This window comes from Brevibacillus sp. 7WMA2, from assembly GCF_010748895.1.
In the GTDB taxonomy this organism is placed as follows: domain Bacteria; phylum Bacillota; class Bacilli; order Brevibacillales; family Brevibacillaceae; genus Brevibacillus_B; species Brevibacillus_B halotolerans.
In genome coordinates, this window is record NZ_CP048799.1 from 736158 (window position 1) to 752433 (window position 16276).

17 protein-coding genes and 1 pseudogene are annotated in these 16276 nt (G+C 40.7%); 11 read left to right on the top strand and 7 right to left on the bottom strand.

The window, feature by feature from the left end:
- Positions 1 to 61: 61 nt before the first annotated feature.
- From GOP56_RS03100 to GOP56_RS03125, 6 genes are all read left to right on the top strand, one after another.
- On the top strand, positions 62 to 427 hold the full coding sequence (locus tag GOP56_RS03100) for a VOC family protein (protein WP_163244464.1): 366 nt from the start codon (positions 62 to 64) through the stop codon (positions 425 to 427).
- Between the two features lie 129 nt (positions 428 to 556).
- Positions 557 to 1027 (top strand): transcriptional regulator GutM, encoded by a 471-nt coding sequence (locus GOP56_RS03105; protein WP_163244465.1) that lies wholly within the window; start codon positions 557 to 559, stop codon positions 1025 to 1027.
- 163 nt (positions 1028 to 1190) lie between these two features.
- The gene (locus GOP56_RS03110; protein WP_003337222.1) at positions 1191 to 1724 is read left to right on the top strand and encodes a PTS glucitol/sorbitol transporter subunit IIC; all 534 of its coding nucleotides are present in this window, start codon (positions 1191 to 1193) and stop codon (positions 1722 to 1724) included.
- Between the two features lie 23 nt (positions 1725 to 1747).
- Positions 1748 to 2806 (top strand): PTS glucitol/sorbitol transporter subunit IIB, encoded by a 1059-nt coding sequence (locus GOP56_RS03115; protein WP_163244466.1) that lies wholly within the window; start codon positions 1748 to 1750, stop codon positions 2804 to 2806.
- Between the two features lie 61 nt (positions 2807 to 2867).
- Positions 2868 to 3233 carry a PTS glucitol/sorbitol transporter subunit IIA gene (locus tag GOP56_RS03120; RefSeq protein WP_163244467.1) on the top strand — a complete coding sequence of 122 codons (366 nt, stop codon included), beginning with the start codon at positions 2868 to 2870 and terminating at the stop codon, positions 3231 to 3233.
- 36 nt (positions 3234 to 3269) lie between these two features.
- On the top strand, positions 3270 to 4559 hold the full coding sequence (locus GOP56_RS03125) for an NAD(P)H-dependent oxidoreductase (RefSeq protein ID WP_163246791.1): 1290 nt from the start codon (positions 3270 to 3272) through the stop codon (positions 4557 to 4559).
- A gap of 160 nt (positions 4560 to 4719) precedes the next feature.
- Here the strand turns inward: GOP56_RS03125 and GOP56_RS03130 are convergent, their stop codons facing one another.
- The 4 genes from GOP56_RS03130 to GOP56_RS03145 form a co-directional block, all read right to left on the bottom strand.
- The gene (locus tag GOP56_RS03130; protein ID WP_163244468.1) at positions 4720 to 5697 is read right to left on the bottom strand and encodes a hypothetical protein; all 978 of its coding nucleotides are present in this window, start codon (positions 5695 to 5697) and stop codon (positions 4720 to 4722) included.
- A gap of 42 nt (positions 5698 to 5739) precedes the next feature.
- Positions 5740 to 6528: a hypothetical protein gene (locus GOP56_RS03135; protein WP_163244469.1), complete on the bottom strand. Its 789-nt coding sequence runs from the start codon at positions 6526 to 6528 to the stop codon at positions 5740 to 5742.
- Positions 6529 to 6750: 222 nt separating this feature from the next.
- Positions 6751 to 7923, bottom strand: coding sequence for a VanZ family protein (locus tag GOP56_RS03140; protein WP_163244470.1), 1173 nt, complete (start codon positions 7921 to 7923; stop codon positions 6751 to 6753).
- A 249-nt stretch (positions 7924 to 8172) separates the two neighbouring features.
- Positions 8173 to 8544, bottom strand: coding sequence for an EamA family transporter (locus GOP56_RS03145; protein WP_371807979.1), 372 nt, complete (start codon positions 8542 to 8544; stop codon positions 8173 to 8175).
- Here GOP56_RS03145 and GOP56_RS03150 point away from each other — a divergent pair.
- Complete coding sequence (locus GOP56_RS03150) at positions 8513 to 8863, top strand: hypothetical protein (protein ID WP_163244471.1); 351 nt, start codon at positions 8513 to 8515, stop codon at positions 8861 to 8863. The genes GOP56_RS03145 and GOP56_RS03150 overlap by 32 nt on opposite strands.
- A gap of 157 nt (positions 8864 to 9020) precedes the next feature.
- Here the strand turns inward: GOP56_RS03150 and GOP56_RS03155 are convergent, their stop codons facing one another.
- Positions 9021 to 9581, bottom strand: a complete 561-nt coding sequence (locus GOP56_RS03155) for a GNAT family N-acetyltransferase (RefSeq protein WP_163244472.1) — start codon at positions 9579 to 9581, stop codon at positions 9021 to 9023.
- A 212-nt stretch (positions 9582 to 9793) separates the two neighbouring features.
- On the opposite strand from GOP56_RS03155, the gene GOP56_RS03160 reads away from it, so the two are divergent.
- From GOP56_RS03160 to GOP56_RS03175, 4 genes are all read left to right on the top strand, one after another.
- A complete protein-coding gene (locus GOP56_RS03160; protein ID WP_163244473.1) occupies positions 9794 to 11017 on the top strand; it encodes an RtcB family protein in 1224 nt (407 codons plus the stop codon).
- A gap of 147 nt (positions 11018 to 11164) precedes the next feature.
- Positions 11165 to 11914, top strand: a complete 750-nt coding sequence (gene nfsA / locus GOP56_RS03165; protein WP_003337234.1) for an oxygen-insensitive NADPH nitroreductase — start codon at positions 11165 to 11167, stop codon at positions 11912 to 11914.
- A 58-nt stretch (positions 11915 to 11972) separates the two neighbouring features.
- On the top strand, positions 11973 to 12503 hold the full coding sequence (locus GOP56_RS03170) for an NAD(P)H-dependent oxidoreductase (protein ID WP_068794056.1): 531 nt from the start codon (positions 11973 to 11975) through the stop codon (positions 12501 to 12503).
- 416 nt (positions 12504 to 12919) lie between these two features.
- On the top strand, positions 12920 to 13546 hold the full coding sequence (locus tag GOP56_RS03175; RefSeq protein WP_163244474.1) for a fumarylacetoacetate hydrolase family protein: 627 nt from the start codon (positions 12920 to 12922) through the stop codon (positions 13544 to 13546).
- Between the two features lie 358 nt (positions 13547 to 13904).
- Here the strand turns inward: GOP56_RS03175 and GOP56_RS03180 are convergent.
- Positions 13905 to 14221: pseudogene (locus tag GOP56_RS03180) on the bottom strand (MFS transporter); the annotation flags it as partial.
- Between the two features lie 1401 nt (positions 14222 to 15622).
- On the bottom strand, positions 15623 to 16270 hold the full coding sequence (locus GOP56_RS03185) for a tetratricopeptide repeat protein (protein WP_163244475.1): 648 nt from the start codon (positions 16268 to 16270) through the stop codon (positions 15623 to 15625).
- Between the last annotated feature and the right edge of the window lie 6 nt (positions 16271 to 16276).

A 16276-nucleotide genomic window follows, 5' to 3' on the forward strand; every position in this document is an offset into this window, starting at 1 on the left:
AATTTCTCATATGATACAAGGGCATTATATTTTTTAACAAATAGAAATTAGGTGAATAATTATGATGAAGCACATTTCCACGGTAGGGGTATACGTAGAAGACCAACAAAAAGCACTAGCTTTCTGGACAGAGAAAGTAGGATTTACTGTATATGCTAACTTTCCTATGGGGCCTAAAGCAACATGGTTGGAAGTAGGTCCCGAAAATGCCCAGACACGCCTCGTTCTTTATCCAAAAGCAATGATGAAAAACTGGGCAGAGTTAAAGCCATCCATCGTATTTGCATGTGACGATATTAATAAATTGTATGAAGACCTGCAAGCAAAAGGAGTAGACGTTGATAAACCGAATGAAATGGAATTTGGCATCTTTTGCTTTTTCAGAGACGAGGATGGCAATCAATTCGGTTTAAAACAGCCAAAATAAGTAATGCCTGAATGAAAGCGAACCCAAGGAAAAAGTGGGTTCGTTTTTTCTTTATTAAAAATCCTTTGACAAGTAAACGCTTTCAAATTACAATTGTAAGCAACTAGAACAAATGTAATGAGGTGAGCGATGATGGGCTTGTGGGGAGCACTTCTATTCTTTTTCATTGGGATGTGGCTTTGCCAAATTTACTTTACGCTTCGTCAGGTGAAACATTATCGTCAAAGCATAGATGAAATGAAACAGCAACGTGCTGGTTTTCTAGGAGTTGGAGTGCAGAAAAACAGATTGTCGATCGGCTCTGTCGTCATACTTACTACGAATCCAGATGGATCTATTACTAGATGCAAGAGAATGACGGGGGTAACTGTTTTTGCTACCTTCAAGGAAGTACCTGAGCTAATCGGGAAGACGCTAGAAGATTGTTACTCTGCTACTCCAGTTACACCAGAAGAAAAAGCGCTGCAAATAGCGATTCAACAGATTGACCTACAACGAAAAAAACTACAGAGAGCAAAAACCGCATTCCCTTCCACAACAGCTATGGAAGGCGAGGCTAAGTCAATACCTACATTGATTACACCTTTAACACCTAGATAGATTTTTACCCAGCTTCAACTTTACAAATACAGTAGTGATTCATACTTGGGTCGTGGGCCGAGTACATGCAAAAAGGATGCATGACTCGGCCTGTTTTTTCATCTTCAAGGGTAAAAAGCTCGGTTACTCCGAGTAACTCATTTAACTGTGAGGGGGTATGGCTATGGATTTCCTTATCCATCTGGCTGAAGGGTTTATTGGAATGTTTAATGAAGGGGGGAAAACATTTATTGGTTTCGTAACAGGGATCATTCCTACGCTAGTTTGTCTGATTACAGCAGTAAACGCATTACTCAAATTTTGCGGTGAAGAACGAATTGCACGCTTTGCACAAAAGTGTACAGGAAATATTGTGTTACGCTACACGGTATTTCCCATTATGGCGATGTTTTTCTTAACGAATCCAATGGCATATACCTTTGGACGCTTCTTGAAGGAAGAACAGAAACCAGCTTTTTATGATTCCGCCGTCTCGATGTGTCATCCGATCACGGGTATGTTTCCGCATGCGAACCCTGCTGAGTTATTTGTTTATATGGGAATTGCCACAGGCATTCAGCAATTAGGCTACACACTGGGACCAATCGCCATTCGCTTTTTCATCGTTGGTGCAATCGTGATCCTAATTCGAGGCGTATTGACGGAGTATATCACTAAGATGATGCTAAAACGTAAAGCTCAACAAGCAAGTGTATAGAAGGTGAAAAGGGGGGAGCGGAAATGCAAAACTACCGTGCTGTTCATATTGTCAAAGGCTCTGGCGGCTGGGGTGGTCCACTGACCATTTTACCAACCCATGAAAAGAAATATATCGCTTGCGTAACGGGAGGGGGTATCCATCCTGTAGCGAACAAAATTGCTCAGTTGACTGGTGGTATTGCTGTTGATGCGTTTAACAATAAGGTGGAACCAGATGAAATGGCTTGCGTGGTCATTGATTGTGGTGGAACGGCTCGTTGCGGTGTATATCCTCGCTTAAACGTCATGACTGTCGACATCACTGCCACCTCACCATCTGGACCGCTCATTCAATTTATTAAAGAAGAGATTTTTGTATCTGGTGTACGTGAACAGGATATCATGGAAGCCGAAACCGCAGGGCAAGAAACAAAAGGAGCCTTGGTAGCAGAGAAAGGAATCACAGAAACGGATACAGCTCAGGCTTCATTGTCTCTAACAGGTAAAAGCGCAAAGGAATTAAAGGAGGAAGCCAAAACCAGAGTAGCTGAGATGAAAGCCGCCAAACAACCTACTATCATCGAAAAAATTGGGCGTGTGATGGGAAGCATCGTCAATGTTTTTTATCAGGCTGGCCGTGAAACAATTGAACAGGTTATTAAAAATATATTACCGTTTATGGCATTTGTAAGTACACTGATCGGCATTATCACCTATTCCGGTATTGGAGATGTGATTGCACGATTTGTTTCTCCTCTTGCTGGTAATCTAGTAGGGCTATTGTTATTGTCAATCATTGCGGCTCTGCCGTTTTTATCCCCAGTTTTAGGGCCAGGTGCGGTGATTGCTCAAGTGGTTGGTGTTCTCATTGGGGTAGAGATCGGTCGAGGAAATATTCCACCACAGCTTGCTTTACCAGCGTTATTTGCTATCAATCCACAGGTAGGATGTGATTTCGTCCCAGTAGGACTTACTTTGGGAGAAGCGGAGCCGGAAACAATCGAGGTTGGCGTGCCAGCGGTTTTAATTTCCCGCTTATTTACAGGTCCACTTGCTGTTGTGATTGCTTATTTATTCAGCTTCGGACTTTATTCAGAGTAAGTAATCCATTTGTGTGTGGAATAAAAAATACGCAGGGAGTATTCGTGAAGGAGAGAAACCAATGACAACATTGCTAGAAGTAAAAGCCACCAAAATTGGCGAATTAGTCGAAAGCTTTCTAACAGAGCGTACGCTGATTATTTTTGATGATAATGTTCCAGACGAATTGCACGATATCGCTGTTCTACACACCAAAGCGGATTTGTTTGCACCTGTACAAGCAGGCGATTTTCTGGTTGTTGGAGATAGAAAGTATAGGATTGCAGCAGTCGGAGCAACAGCTAATGAAACACTCCGAAGCATGGGTCACTGTACACTTAGGTTTGATGGAGAGCCTACCCCAGAGTTACCGGGTACCATCCATGTGGAAGAGAATGAGTTGCCGGTTCCTGATATTGATACGGTCATTGCTTTTGTACGTTACTAAAAATCCGTTCCTACAAAACCAAGGGGGAGAAGTATGATGCTAAACATCAATCGAAAACTAGCTGAGTTGGCAAAAGACGGAGGCTCTATCAAGGTAGGTTTGGTCGGGGCAGGGCAAATGGGGCGCGGGCTGATTTCTCAAATTGAGTCGATGAAAGGCATGCGAGTGGTTGCTACAGCCGATATTGCACCAGAAAATGCAGTGAATGCGTACAAAAAGGCTGGGGTGGGAGATACCGACATTTATGAAACGCAAGATAATGATAAAGCAGATCAAGTCATCAATCGAGGAAGTGTAGTTGTCACGAAGGATGCCTCTCTGATAGCTAGTCTCAAGGAAGTAGATGTGATCGTTGATGCGACAGGGGTTCCTACTATCGGCGCTAAAATGGCATGGGATGGTATTATGAATCAAAAACATGTAGTGATGTTAAATGCGGAAGCAGATGTGACTGTTGGCCCGCTCCTTTCAAAAATGGCTAGAGCCGCAGGGCTGGTCTATACAGGGACAGCAGGGGACGAGCCTGGATGCATTATGGAATTGCATGATTTTGCAGATGCATTAGGATTTGAGATTGTGGCGCTTGGAAAGGGAAAAAACAATCAAGTAAATTACTTTGCAAATCCGGACACGGCGCGTGAGGAAGCGCTCCAAAAAGGGGCTAGTCCGAAGATGATTGCTTCTTTCCAGGATGGAACAAAGACGATGGTCGAGATGACATGTGTAGCCAATGCTACAGGCTTTATTCCTGATATACCAGGTATGCATGGAGTAAAGTCAGGAGTGAGAGAATTGCCGGACATTTTCCGATTACAAGAGCATGGCGGTATTTTACATCAGCACAAGATCGTAGAGTATGTGGATGGAATTGCTCCAGGTGTGTTTGCAATCATTACTTCTGATAAAGAAGAAGTACACCACGAAATGCGATATCTCAAAATGGGGAATGGCCCACATTATGTATTATATCGACCGTATCACCTGTGTAGTTTAGAAACACCGCTTTCGGTAGCCAAAGCTTATTTAGATCAAGAGCCAACCATTATACCGTATTATGGCTCTGTAGCTGAAACCGTGGCGGTAGCTAAAAAAGATTTGCTGCCCGGTGACGCATTAGATTGTATCGGTGGATTCACGGCATTTGGCAGGATCGTGACAGCTACGGATAAACAGCGGATGAATGCATTGCCGATTGGTTTAATTGGTCCGCACATCCGTCTGAAAAGAATTGTAAAACAAGGTGACTATATTACGTATGACGACGTAGAGTTTATGGAGGAAAACATAATCTTACATCTGCGAAGAATGATGGATGCACAGATGTAAGGAAAGTCTCTAAAATGCCCGTGGCCAAGAGGAGCTGCGGGCATTTTTATTGAAAAGGTACTAGCTTTTGCCAGTTGTAAGTCGTTTGGTCCAATTCTCTCGACTATACTGCAAAAGAAAGGCAGTCGGCAATATGGTTCCTGTTGCGTGTTCCTTTGTGTTACTTTTCCATTAGAGTCAAATTGTTTATAAATGCTTTAGTAGGCTCTTCCATTAGTAAAGTAACCTCCTTGCTTTGGAGATCGTATCGATAAACGCCACGTTTTTTTTGATAGGTACCAAGCAGCAGCAAGCCCTGATCCCCGGGTTCAAAAAACGCATCAGAAATCTGTTCAAATGGTGTAAAAGGAGTTTTGGAAGAAGTGGCAAGCTCAAGGAACTGATAGCTTCTAGGCGTAAAGGTGGTAGTAGCACTGCTATAAAAGGCTTGTTTTTGATCAGAAGATAGTGCAAAGAAAGGTAACTCCTCTTTTGTCTCAAACCATTTCTTGATTTTATTTCCCCTATCATCAAACTCGAATACTGTGTAGAGAGGGGGCTCTGCTCCGTCCTGTAGCTGTAGCTGATTTGCTTTTTCAAGATTGGTGAAACTTTCCCCAAATGAGTATAGCCCAGCATATAACCGATTGGTTCCAGGAATGGGTTTTGCAAACTTAACGGTGGTATCCTCCTTATTGGGGTCCCACCAGAATTGGAATTGCTTATGATCCAAATCATAGGAAGCGAGTGGCATGATATGATTGTCTGTTGCCTTTTTGGAGGAAGCAGCCAAAACTACTTGTTTATCAATAACAAACAATTCATTGATAGCGAATAAATCAGTTGTAAGCGTCTGAGATTGCTTTGATGTCAAATCATACACCTGTAACTGATCGGCTAATCCAGATTGATCGCGTCCGGTATAGTAAATCACCTGTCGTTTGACATCCACAGCAGTTAAAGGATACTGCGATGTATAAGGTACTTGTCCTCGCATCAATAATTTTTTCGTAGATAGGTCATATTCATAGGTAGTGGATAAAAGCTGGTCACCTTCGCCTGCTGTTACAGTAATGGAGAGATAAGGTGATTTGGTAGGGCTACAAGAAACAAGTAAGGTAGAAAGAATCAAAAAGAAAAAGAGGAGTTGTTTTTTCATTGATTAGAATCTCCTGAATAATGTGGTGAATTGCGATATTACTTATTTTACATAATAATAGCGGCCAGGGAAACTAGTATAGTCTGAGACTTTTTCACCAAAATCCGCAAGAGTAGGCTGCCAAACATCGAGGACTGCATCTGGTAAGGCACCTATATCATTTTTATATACATAGACAATGCGATCATTATTAAAATTGCGAACACGAATCGAGGTATTGCTTTTTGGATTATCGTATACTCCTTTGGTAGCGGCGTCATATTTTTTTAGTCGATTATCATGATCCCCGATTGCATCAGTGAAGTTGGTGACACGTCCTGTACCTTCAACATCGGTAGCAGTCGCAATAATCTTGTTTTTGTGCGCACCCCACGGGCCATATGTACCTGGGGTTGCTGGTCCCTTTGCCCAAGCTGCTAACACATTTACTCCGTCTAGGGTTACCTTATACAGATCTCCCTCCGCATTGTAGTAGGCAAGCATTCCCTCTTGAGGTTCAATCTCGTTATATACGATTTCTGGGTGTACAGGCAATTGGGCTAGCTCCTCATCAGTTACAATTTCTGAGTGCTGCATTTTTTCTAGTATTTCAGCTGAATATTCTTCACTGGCAGAAAGGGCTTTTACCTGTGATGGTTTAGCTTCTTCCTTCACCATAAATGTTCCATTTGAGAATGCAAGAACGGTTTTACCAGGCATCTTTTCAGGCAGAGCTTCTACTGTAAGCTTGTCCTTAGATGCTGTTGATGTAGCGGTACCATCCCATGCAAAAACGCTAGACGTACTTAATAAGCTTACAAGACCGATGGCTGCAAGTGACATTTTTTTCATAGAATAACAATCCTCCTAAAAATTATAATATAAAACAAATTTCTTATATATTATTTTAAAATTCAGAAAAATTCAATAAAATTTACCGATAGTTGTTGCCGATATTTTCTTTTCAGGATAGCTATATTCTGTTTTGCAGGGGGGTACTCTAGTCATTTGCGATGCATATAAAAAAGCTTGGAGAATGAAACTCCAAGCTTTTTCGCTGAGATCAGCTCGTCTTTAATCCGTTGTTTTAGGTTCTTTTATTTTACGTGCAATTCTTGTTTGGCTAATGGTTTCATAGTAAAATTGTCGTTTTCTTCGTAGGATGATCAGTACGAAGTGAAGTACTAACACGGACTGATATAAGAAAACTACTCCAAAAATCATAATATAGAGCAGCGGATAGTATGATAGGGTGGTTGGCAATCCATTCAGGATAAAATAACCTATGGAGGTAATTCCGATATTCCCGATATAGAAGGAGATGTTCCGCTTGGCGATCTCTTTTATTGTTAGCTCCTGATGTACGGTGGATACAACCCTAAGACGCAATAGCCATAGTCCAACGGTTTGCCCTTTGCATAAATAGGTCATTCCTATAAAGTAAAGAATGAAGCAGGCAAAGGTAATGATCGGATACTGAAATGTCGTAACCCCCCAGTTCGTAGAAGGCGTATTTCTAACAAACAAATCCGTAAACACAGATGTTAGCTTTTCTACGATTAGAGAATCAATCATGAAGGCCAACAAACGATGTATGTAGCCAACAGGCTTTTCGTCTAAGTTAATCCCTTGATCTAATTGATCCTTAGGAGGGAACATGATCAGTAGAAATGGCGCTATGAAAAATCCAGCTACTGCACCGGACGTATTTAGCATCAAATCATCAATATCAAATAGACGATATGGACAAGTATAAAAGCCATAGAGGGCAGTTAGCTGTGTTATTTCAAAAAAGAGTGACGTTGCAAAGCCTACACCTAATGCAAACTTCCAACCTTTCTTAAAGAAATATCGTACATAGACTCCTAATGGCAACAATAATAGGAAGTTAAAGGCTGCTTGCAAAAAGGCACGTTCTCGTAAGGCCGACAGATAGGTAGCTGGTTTGGACCAGACAAGATTTGTCTCCTTGAGAAAGTCTTGTACAAAGGAAAATGGCTGTAAATTGTAATAAACGGTTCCCGGTGATTGGATGGAACAAGTATCAATGATGTCCGGCAAAGGTAGAATCACTAGAAAATAGGCACATAGTGCGTAAAACAAAAAGGAAGACAGGAAAAGGACACGATACCTATTAATGTAGCCATAGCGTCTATAGCTAAAGATCATATAAGGAACAGTCAAGACGAAGGCTACAAGGAGAAAGATGAATAATGCAGTTTGAATTGGTACGAGATAGGCTCCCATTTTGACACTCCTTAGATGATGGAATAGAGGAAGTTTGCAGATTGGCACTCCCAGCTCTCATTTTAACAAAAAAAACAATATTTGAATCGTATACTTTTGCAACTTCAGAGAAAAAAGTGTTAGACAGCCTTTCGTACATCCTCTTCGAAATGAACAATAAACGAAATGCTTTCTTACTTAAATAAGCCTTGAGGTCTTAGAAAGACTCAAGGCTAGTACCCATGGATTCCGTAATAACATCATTCATTTTTAAGATTTTGGGATGCTTTGTGTTTGGTGTTTCTTTTGGCCTAAAAAGGAAGTACCAATCACTCCGACTATAATCATGGCTGCTCCTACGTAATGGTAGTACCCTAATTCCTCTTGTAGAAAAATGACTCCAGCTAGCATTGAGATAAGTGTTGAAAGGTTGTTAAATACGCTCATCTTGGTAGCTTCTATTTTAGATAAAACATAATTGGATAAAAAGGCAGAGCCCACAGAAGACAGAATGCTCAGATATATTATAGCCAACACAAAGCGCATATCGCTCCAAGGTGCAAAAAAAGCCGAAATGGTACCATTACCGAGGTGCTGGGTCAGGGAAAGGATGTTAAAGCAAACGAAACCTAATGACATCATGATAAAGGTTAACTCTAGGGGTTTCCAGATTTTTGTTAAGGAACGTGCAAGTACGCTTCGCAAATGGCAACAAAGTCATAATGTGGTGGAAGCTCCGATAAATGGTGGTGTGCACTCGTATATGAAGACAAAAGAGCGAATATCGGAAACCAAGATAAAAACAAATCTGCTCAAACGCGGAATTATTATAGACACTGTAGAACGTTACTACATGAAGGACTCTGAAAAAGAGCTATTATGGCGAATCAATGTTTCCAATGTAGAGGAAGCTCGGATTGCGAAGGCACTAGGGGAGGTTGCGGAGGTCCTGCGCTTATAAAGCTAAAGGAATAGAACAACTATTTTGAGGATACAGATAGCTACAGGTTACTCTTTCGCCACAGCTATCAAATTCTCAGGAAGGATAAAAGTCACCAACAGCCGCATCAGAAAAGAAAGGGAGACCTTCTATCTTTTGGGATAAAGGTCTCTTATTTTTACCTTTTATGAGTAAACTCCTTTCGCAAAATGGCAAAAATAACAGCGTCAACAAAACAGCCCTTTTCGAAAAAATATTCCTTCAGGAAGCCTTCCTCTCGAAGCCCTATTTTGGTTAAAAGTTTTCTGGACCCCTCATTCTCCGGATTAATAAAGGCCTCAATCCGATTCAAATTCCATTGAGAAAATCCAAATTCAATAATGGCTTGAACCGCTTCAGTCATGATCCCCTGCTGCCAAAATGCAGGAGATAGCTCGTAACCAATCTCTGCTTTGGAATGCTCCGTACGAACATTATGATATCCGCAGGTTCCAATCACTACATCGTCCGCTTTTTGTGTAATGCCCCAGCGAATCCCTTGCTTTGCCATATAACGTTCGTTAAATAAAGAAATGAGGTTTTCTGCTTGTTCTAGTTCTGAGAACGTTTCTAAGTCATAATATTTCATTACTTCATCCTTGGAGAAATAATGAAATAGGGCAGGTGCATCAGAGGGCTGCAACTGACGAAGAATGAGTCTCTTTGTTTCAAGCTTTGGAAAGATTTGTTCTGGATTCATTTTACCTGTTCCTCTCTTGATCTTTGCTTATTGGTTTATTGTGGAATTATCAGATAGTTGGAATTATTTTAGCATAAGGAGAAAAATATACAATCGAATTGGATAAAAGATGCAAAGATTGAGGCAAGTTTGCTACAATCATGTTATAAGACCACTGGCAAAGGGTAAAATCGGATTATTTTGAAAATAATAAGCAACTAGGAGAGTGTAACATGTACCAAACGATTCAAAATGTGCGTGTCTGGGGAACACCCCTAGATAATGCTGTCTCGCAAGCTGTAACTTGCGCTCAGCATGGAAATGTTGTGCAGGTGTTATTGATGGCAGATCATCATAAAGGGTACTCCCAACCGGTTGGGGGAGTTGTCGTCTACGAAGGACAAATCTCCCCATCTGGGGTAGGTTATGATATAGCATGCGGAAACAAGGCCGTTCGTACTAATTTACTGTATCGGGATATTCAGCAAAAAATGCCTGCTATCATGAACAAAATTGCCAAGCGAATCTCTTTTGGAATGGGCCGCGTTAATAAAGAAAAAGTAGATCACGAGCTGTTTGATGATGATAACTGGAACGTGTATAAGCAAATTGGCAAAAAAGAATACCAATCCCTTTATTCATTGGCGCACAACCAATTAGGGACGGTAGGTAGCGGTAATCATTTTGTCGATATTTTTGTGGAAGAAGCTACGGACGTCGTATGGATTGCGAATCATTTTGGCAGTCGTGGCTTTGGTCATAAGACTGCAAGTGGGTTTCTTAATTTGGCTCACGGTCGTAGTTTTTCCGACAAGGCACCAGGAGAAAGCATGGATCAAGCACCGACTCTGCTAGATTTAGATACGGAAATTGGTGATATGTATCTGCGAGCAATGAGCTTAGCCGGTAAGTATGCTTATGCAGGACGGGATTATGTGATTGATCAGGTATTAAAAATTTTAGGAGCCTCCAGTACGTTTGAGGTGCATAATCATCATAATTTTGCATGGAAGGAAATACATGATCAGAAGGAGTATGTTGTTGTACGTAAAGGGGCAACTCCTTCAGCTCCGGGTCAGCTTGGATTTATTGGCGGTAGTATGGGAGATATTTCTGTCATTGTTCAAGGAAAGGATTCGAAGGAAAATAAAGAAGCTTTTTACAGCACGGTGCATGGTGCAGGTAGAATGATGAGCCGAACAGAGGCCGCCGGTCGCCTTAATTGGAAAACTCGCAAGCGTAGCGGAGGAAAGATTACCGAGGAGCAGATGAAAAAAGCGGTGCAGGATTTTGGGGTAGAGCTTCGAGGTGCAGGTCCCGATGAAAGTCCCTTCGTTTATAAAAAGCTTCAGGACGTCCTACAAGCTCACGCCGAAACTCTGGACGTTTTACATGTGTTAAAGCCTGTAGGAGTATGCATGGCAGGGGCGGATGAGTTTGATCCGTATAAGGATTAACACAAGGAAAAGAAAAGACTGACTTTTCTTGTTACACTTTCTTTTCCTTCAGCGTTTGCTTATCCTTTCATTTGGATATTTAATAGAGGAAGGGACAGATTTTTTCGTTCCTTGTTAGGCAAGAGCAGGAAATGGGAGGAGATATCTATGAATAACATCATTGAAACCATGTTGAACCACCGTTCTATTCGACAGTATGAGGATCGTCCGTTATCAGAAGAACAAATTATGACCATTGTCAGATGTGCCCAAGCGGCCTCTACCTCCAGTTACATACAAGCTTATTCCATCATCGGAATTACAGATAAAGAGACAAAACGCAAGTTGGCTGAGCTATGCGGTAATCAACCGTATGTGGAAACCAATGGGCATCTATTCGTGTTTTGCGCCGATTTACACCGTCATCAGGTGATTGCCGAGATGGAAGGGCAAGACCTGTCTCCAGCCATTGAAAGCACAGAAAAATTCATGGTAGCGGTGATTGATGCGACCCTTGCAGCACAGAATGCGGCTCTTGCAGCAGAATCTATGGGGCTTGGCATTTGCTATATTGGTGGTTTGCGCAATCAATTGCAGGCTGTCACAGAGCTTTTAGACATCCCTACTCACGTTATGCCACTCTTTGCGATGACAGTAGGCTATCCATTACAGGAGTCGAGTCAGAAGCCGCGTCTGCCAATTGGGCATGTGTACCATCAGGAGAAATATAATCAGGATAAACAGAGCTATCAACAGCAATTACAGGAGTATAACGCCACGATTTCTAGCTACTATCAGGAACGTACACAAGGGGAACGCTCAGATACATGGACAGGACAGATGGCCAATATGCTGTCCAAACCTGCTCGTATGTATATGAAGGAATTTGTTGAGAAGCAAGGATTGAACAAAAAGTAGGATAATAGGACAGCACTTATTCAGGAAGCGTAATCTCAGTTAATTCGGAGGTAATCTCATGAAGGTGTTAGTTATTGTTGCTCATCCAAATATGGAGGAATCGGTTGTTAATCGCGCTTGGATAGAGGAAGCAAAGAAGCATGCAGCGATTACCGTACATGAGCTGTATAAGGAATATCCTGATGAACAAATAAATGTAGAAGCAGAACAAAAGCTATGTGAGCAGCATGACCGAATTGTTTTACAGTTCCCTCTCTATTGGTATAGCTCGCCGTCGTTACTGAAAAAGTGGCAGGATACAGTTCTCACACATGGCTGGGCGTACGGGACGAATGGCAACAACTTACACAACAAAGATTTAATCCTTGCGATATCCACTGGTAGCTCGGAGGACAAATATCGTGCTGGTGGCCTTAATCAGTATTCCATGAGCGAATTATTGAAGCCTTTCCAAGCAACAAGTAATTTTATCGGTACGACATTTTTGCCTGCGTATATTTTCCATGGGGTATTCCAAGCAGATGAGCATACGGTTCAAAAGAGTGCAGAAGAGTATGTGCAATATATTGTAGCAGAGCGTCAGGTGTAAAGCTTGTGAGATCCAAGACATCCTATTATGAAGGGGTCTTGGATTTTTTCATGCCTCATACTTGAACTGTTATGATCTATGGAAATGGAAGAAGGGAAGCTGGCTATCGAGGATAAACTGGAAATAATTGATGGAAAAATCATTTCATGTGCAAGGAGTTCGACTACATTTTGGGCAGGACGTAGCATTTGCTCGATCATGATAGGGCAAAAGTGGAGTAGGACGAATGTGAGTTATCCTTTCCGATTTCGACATCATTTGCAGTTAGTAGCTCCGAGAATTTTCATAAGCATGCACCAAATCCCTGTGTTCAGTGTTAAAATAAGAGAGCAATGAAATCTATAACGCAAGGAAGTCGATCAATGATTCGTTGTTACTAGACTCATTCCTTAGCTAGCAGAAAAGAGGTAGAAGACATGGAACAAGTGCAAAACATCTTTTGTGTAGGTCGTAACTATCGTTTACACGCAGCTGAACTAGGCAATCAGGTGCCGACATCTCCATTTCTTTTTATGAAGCCAACCCATGCTCAGGTGATTGCGGATGGACAGGATATCCGGTTGCCAAATGATCAAGGGGCCATTCACTACGAAGTGGAGCTGGTCGTACATATAAATCAAGCTTATCAAAAAGGAATGAAAGCTGACGAGTTAATCGATCGTGTTTCACTAGGCATTGATTTTACCATGCGAGATTTACAGGACCAATTAAAAGAGAAGAAGCTTCCTTGGCTATTGGCGAAAGGCTTCCGTAACTCCGCAATTCTGACTGCAAGCACACCAATTAGCAGTATTGCTGAGCTAGAAAAGGTAGATTTTAGCCTGTTGAAAAATGGTCAGGAAGTACAACGGGGCAATATCACAGACATGATTTTTGACATTCAGTCCTTGGTTAATTTTACAGGTGAGCATTTTGGTCTAGGAAAAGGAGATGTCCTGTTTACAGGCACACCGTCAGGCGTGGGTGCGATTGCAGATGGCGACCATCTGGAGCTAGTTTTTGGAGATAAGGTGTTAGGTAGTTGTGTGATTAAACTGGGCTGATGGATCAAAGAGTCGTGTCAATCATGAATGAGAAGGGCATGTAACAGAATGCCGTAATTTTGACTCGTGTAGGCAACTGTGTTTTTGTATATATTTTGATTGCTAAGGATGAGATCCCGTTTCGCTTTTTAACAGTGAAACGGGATTTTTTTGTAGAAGAAAGGTTAAAGACATAGGGACAATATTCCGAAATTGTGTGACTTATCACATTTATCTTACTGGTAATCCAGCTATGCTGCTTGTTATGGCTATAGTGTTTTAAACGTGGACTTTTTACCTTCTTCCCCACAGCAAATGGAAATGGAAACCATATTCATGCAGTCAGACGAATCCTGACAGATAAAGTTTGATCAAAGAGCTATCTCTCTGGTGCAAAATAAAGCAGTGCTATGACCGGAAAAGCTATTCCAATCCATAATGCTGCACTCCATCCACATAAGGCGTATGCACATACTCCGATAGAGGAGGAGCCAATAGCACCACCCAAAAAGAAAATAGCCATGAATAGCTCGTTTAATCGACTACAAATTTCTGACCCCAACGAAAAATCGAACGTTGACTGAGCACAAGGTTTGCGGATACTCCTATGTCCAACAAAATAGCTGCGACTACTAGAACAGCTATTCAGACGGGCGAGTTACTTTGAATTATCAGTGGTAGTAATAAAGAAGCGAAGATAACAGCGAAACGAAGACAACAACGAGAGCTATCTCTGTACCAAGTCGAGTCCAGCCGCGTAATGTCGAAACACATAAGTCAATCCTTTCCGCATCCTAGCCTCCATGAGTTAACAAGAAACCTTTAAACAAATGAGGGCAATTAAATCCGGTATAACGTTACATGTTACAATGTGTATTCAATTTAATTGAAGAACTCAATTGAAGGATTTCCTCTTCAGAAAGATTTCCAAGTTCAAAGGCTATCAAAAAATGATTGGAATCAAAATAAAACGTAAAATGTTCCGAGGATAACGTAGAAGCTGCTGCATTTGTATCCTCAAAAACTATGGTTAACCTTCCATTAAAAAAGAATGATTGGAAATCAATGGGATCATCAATATATTTGATTTTTTCCCAAGCAGATATATCAAAGACTGGGATGCCAGATTGATCAATAGCTTTTTGACTATTTAAGAAAGTGGGCGACTCATAAGATATAGAAGGTAGTAATAGTGATGTAATGGAGAGTAATTCACCAGAGTCTGAATTAATCCCAATCTCTATAAAGGATTCTTTTAAATCTCCAGTTCTCCAGTATTGAGTAGGAAATACAAATGGAGTTTTCCAGTAAACATTGAACGGAATATAATCATCTAGTTCTAGCGTTTCATGTACTATTTCTTGGATTCCTATTTTTCATAACATGTATATCCCTCTTTTATCTATATAATGCATGCTTTATCAATGGTAGCAATCCGTTTTAGCAAACACTAATTCCCATCCATCTACAATTATTAGTTCACCATATTTTATACCATTTTTTTAAGCCTTCTCAACAGCTGCTTTAAAACTACTCAATAATGGGGTATTCGTCAACATTGCGAAATAACTGAATGAGAAGAAGTACATGGAGAACGATATCAGAAGAAGCCCATAGTGACTCAGTTGGAATCTGTAATGGAGCTTCTACCGTCTGGGGGAGACATGTCTTAATACCATTTAAGAAAATGGGTTACTATACACGATGGAGCAGTTACCGGTTCTTCCCAATGGTCTTACATTTGGTAACAAGAGCTTTGTCAGAAACATTTGATATACGAGGAGGATCTTATGCTCTAAGCCATGGACCCACAAGCCATTGATAATACAAATCAATTTGCTTCTCATGTGTCCGAGCATCAAGACATCTGTTTACCGGCATTGTAGCCTCTAATGGATTTTTAATTCGCGCCAAAAGTGTAGCGTGCAGTATTTATTGAAGTTGTCCCAATTTATTAGAGAGAATACGATCTCTGTTGACTCCACTGGTATTAAAAGAATAGAAAGCCCATCTCAAGCTTTAACTAGAGATGGGCTTTTATACGATTTTTTGAGATAAAAATCATCTCTAAGATGTACTTAGTAATGCCCTGGGTTTTTATAGATATTTTTTATAACCAGCAACCACTACTTCTGTAAGGTATATCCCTTTGATGTTCTCATTAATAAATTCATCATAATCAGTTAAATCCATAATTGGTTCCTCTATAGTGTATATTTTAACAACGTTTTGAAGAGCTATCTTAAATTGATGCTTACTTTCTGTTTTATACCCTAGGTCTAATAGAAGCTTTCCTAATTCTACACGATTAAAAACGAAGTTAGGTGCTAAATCAATTGATTTCTGTAAATGGATTTTATAATTGTTTAGGTCATCAATTTTACAAGAATACCATCCTTTTATTAATTCAATGATAGATTGGGTTTCTTTTTCCTTTGGATGTAACGTAGAAAGATGGTCGATAACCCTGATGTCAATACCTCCCAGTCTTGTTTCATGAATATGGGAAAGAATAAACCAAGCTTTATGATTAGTAGGGTCGATGGTTAACGCTTTTTCTAAATAATCTAAGCTTTTATATACATCAGCAACAGGGGGACTTAAAACTAAGACAGCACCACGAATCAATATGTCAATGTCAGTGGGATGAAGATGAAGATAGCTATCTATAAAAGATTCAATTTGTTCTATATCATGAGATGGTGATAAATCTAATATGTTCTTGAACAGTTCTTGCTTTTCCATGAATAT

Coding starts and splice junctions, on each gene's coding strand:
- GOP56_RS03100 (WP_163244464.1), top strand. CDS start 62: ATGATGAAGCACATTTCCACGGTAGGGGTATACGTAGAAGACCAACAA.
- GOP56_RS03105 (WP_163244465.1), top strand. CDS start 557: ATGATGGGCTTGTGGGGAGCACTTCTATTCTTTTTCATTGGGATGTGG.
- GOP56_RS03110 (WP_003337222.1), top strand. CDS start 1,191: ATGGATTTCCTTATCCATCTGGCTGAAGGGTTTATTGGAATGTTTAAT.
- GOP56_RS03115 (WP_163244466.1), top strand. CDS start 1,748: ATGCAAAACTACCGTGCTGTTCATATTGTCAAAGGCTCTGGCGGCTGG.
- GOP56_RS03120 (WP_163244467.1), top strand. CDS start 2,868: ATGACAACATTGCTAGAAGTAAAAGCCACCAAAATTGGCGAATTAGTC.
- GOP56_RS03125 (WP_163246791.1), top strand. CDS start 3,270: ATGCTAAACATCAATCGAAAACTAGCTGAGTTGGCAAAAGACGGAGGC.
- GOP56_RS03130 (WP_163244468.1), bottom strand. CDS start 5,697: ATGAAAAAACAACTCCTCTTTTTCTTTTTGATTCTTTCTACCTTACTT.
- GOP56_RS03135 (WP_163244469.1), bottom strand. CDS start 6,528: ATGAAAAAAATGTCACTTGCAGCCATCGGTCTTGTAAGCTTATTAAGT.
- GOP56_RS03140 (WP_163244470.1), bottom strand. CDS start 7,923: ATGGGAGCCTATCTCGTACCAATTCAAACTGCATTATTCATCTTTCTC.
- GOP56_RS03150 (WP_163244471.1), top strand. CDS start 8,513: ATGTTAAAGCAAACGAAACCTAATGACATCATGATAAAGGTTAACTCT.
- GOP56_RS03145 (WP_371807979.1), bottom strand. CDS start 8,544: ATGATGTCATTAGGTTTCGTTTGCTTTAACATCCTTTCCCTGACCCAG.
- GOP56_RS03155 (WP_163244472.1), bottom strand. CDS start 9,581: ATGAATCCAGAACAAATCTTTCCAAAGCTTGAAACAAAGAGACTCATT.
- GOP56_RS03160 (WP_163244473.1), top strand. CDS start 9,794: ATGTACCAAACGATTCAAAATGTGCGTGTCTGGGGAACACCCCTAGAT.
- nfsA (WP_003337234.1), top strand. CDS start 11,165: ATGAATAACATCATTGAAACCATGTTGAACCACCGTTCTATTCGACAG.
- GOP56_RS03170 (WP_068794056.1), top strand. CDS start 11,973: ATGAAGGTGTTAGTTATTGTTGCTCATCCAAATATGGAGGAATCGGTT.
- GOP56_RS03175 (WP_163244474.1), top strand. CDS start 12,920: ATGGAACAAGTGCAAAACATCTTTTGTGTAGGTCGTAACTATCGTTTA.
- GOP56_RS03185 (WP_163244475.1), bottom strand. CDS start 16,270: ATGGAAAAGCAAGAACTGTTCAAGAACATATTAGATTTATCACCATCT.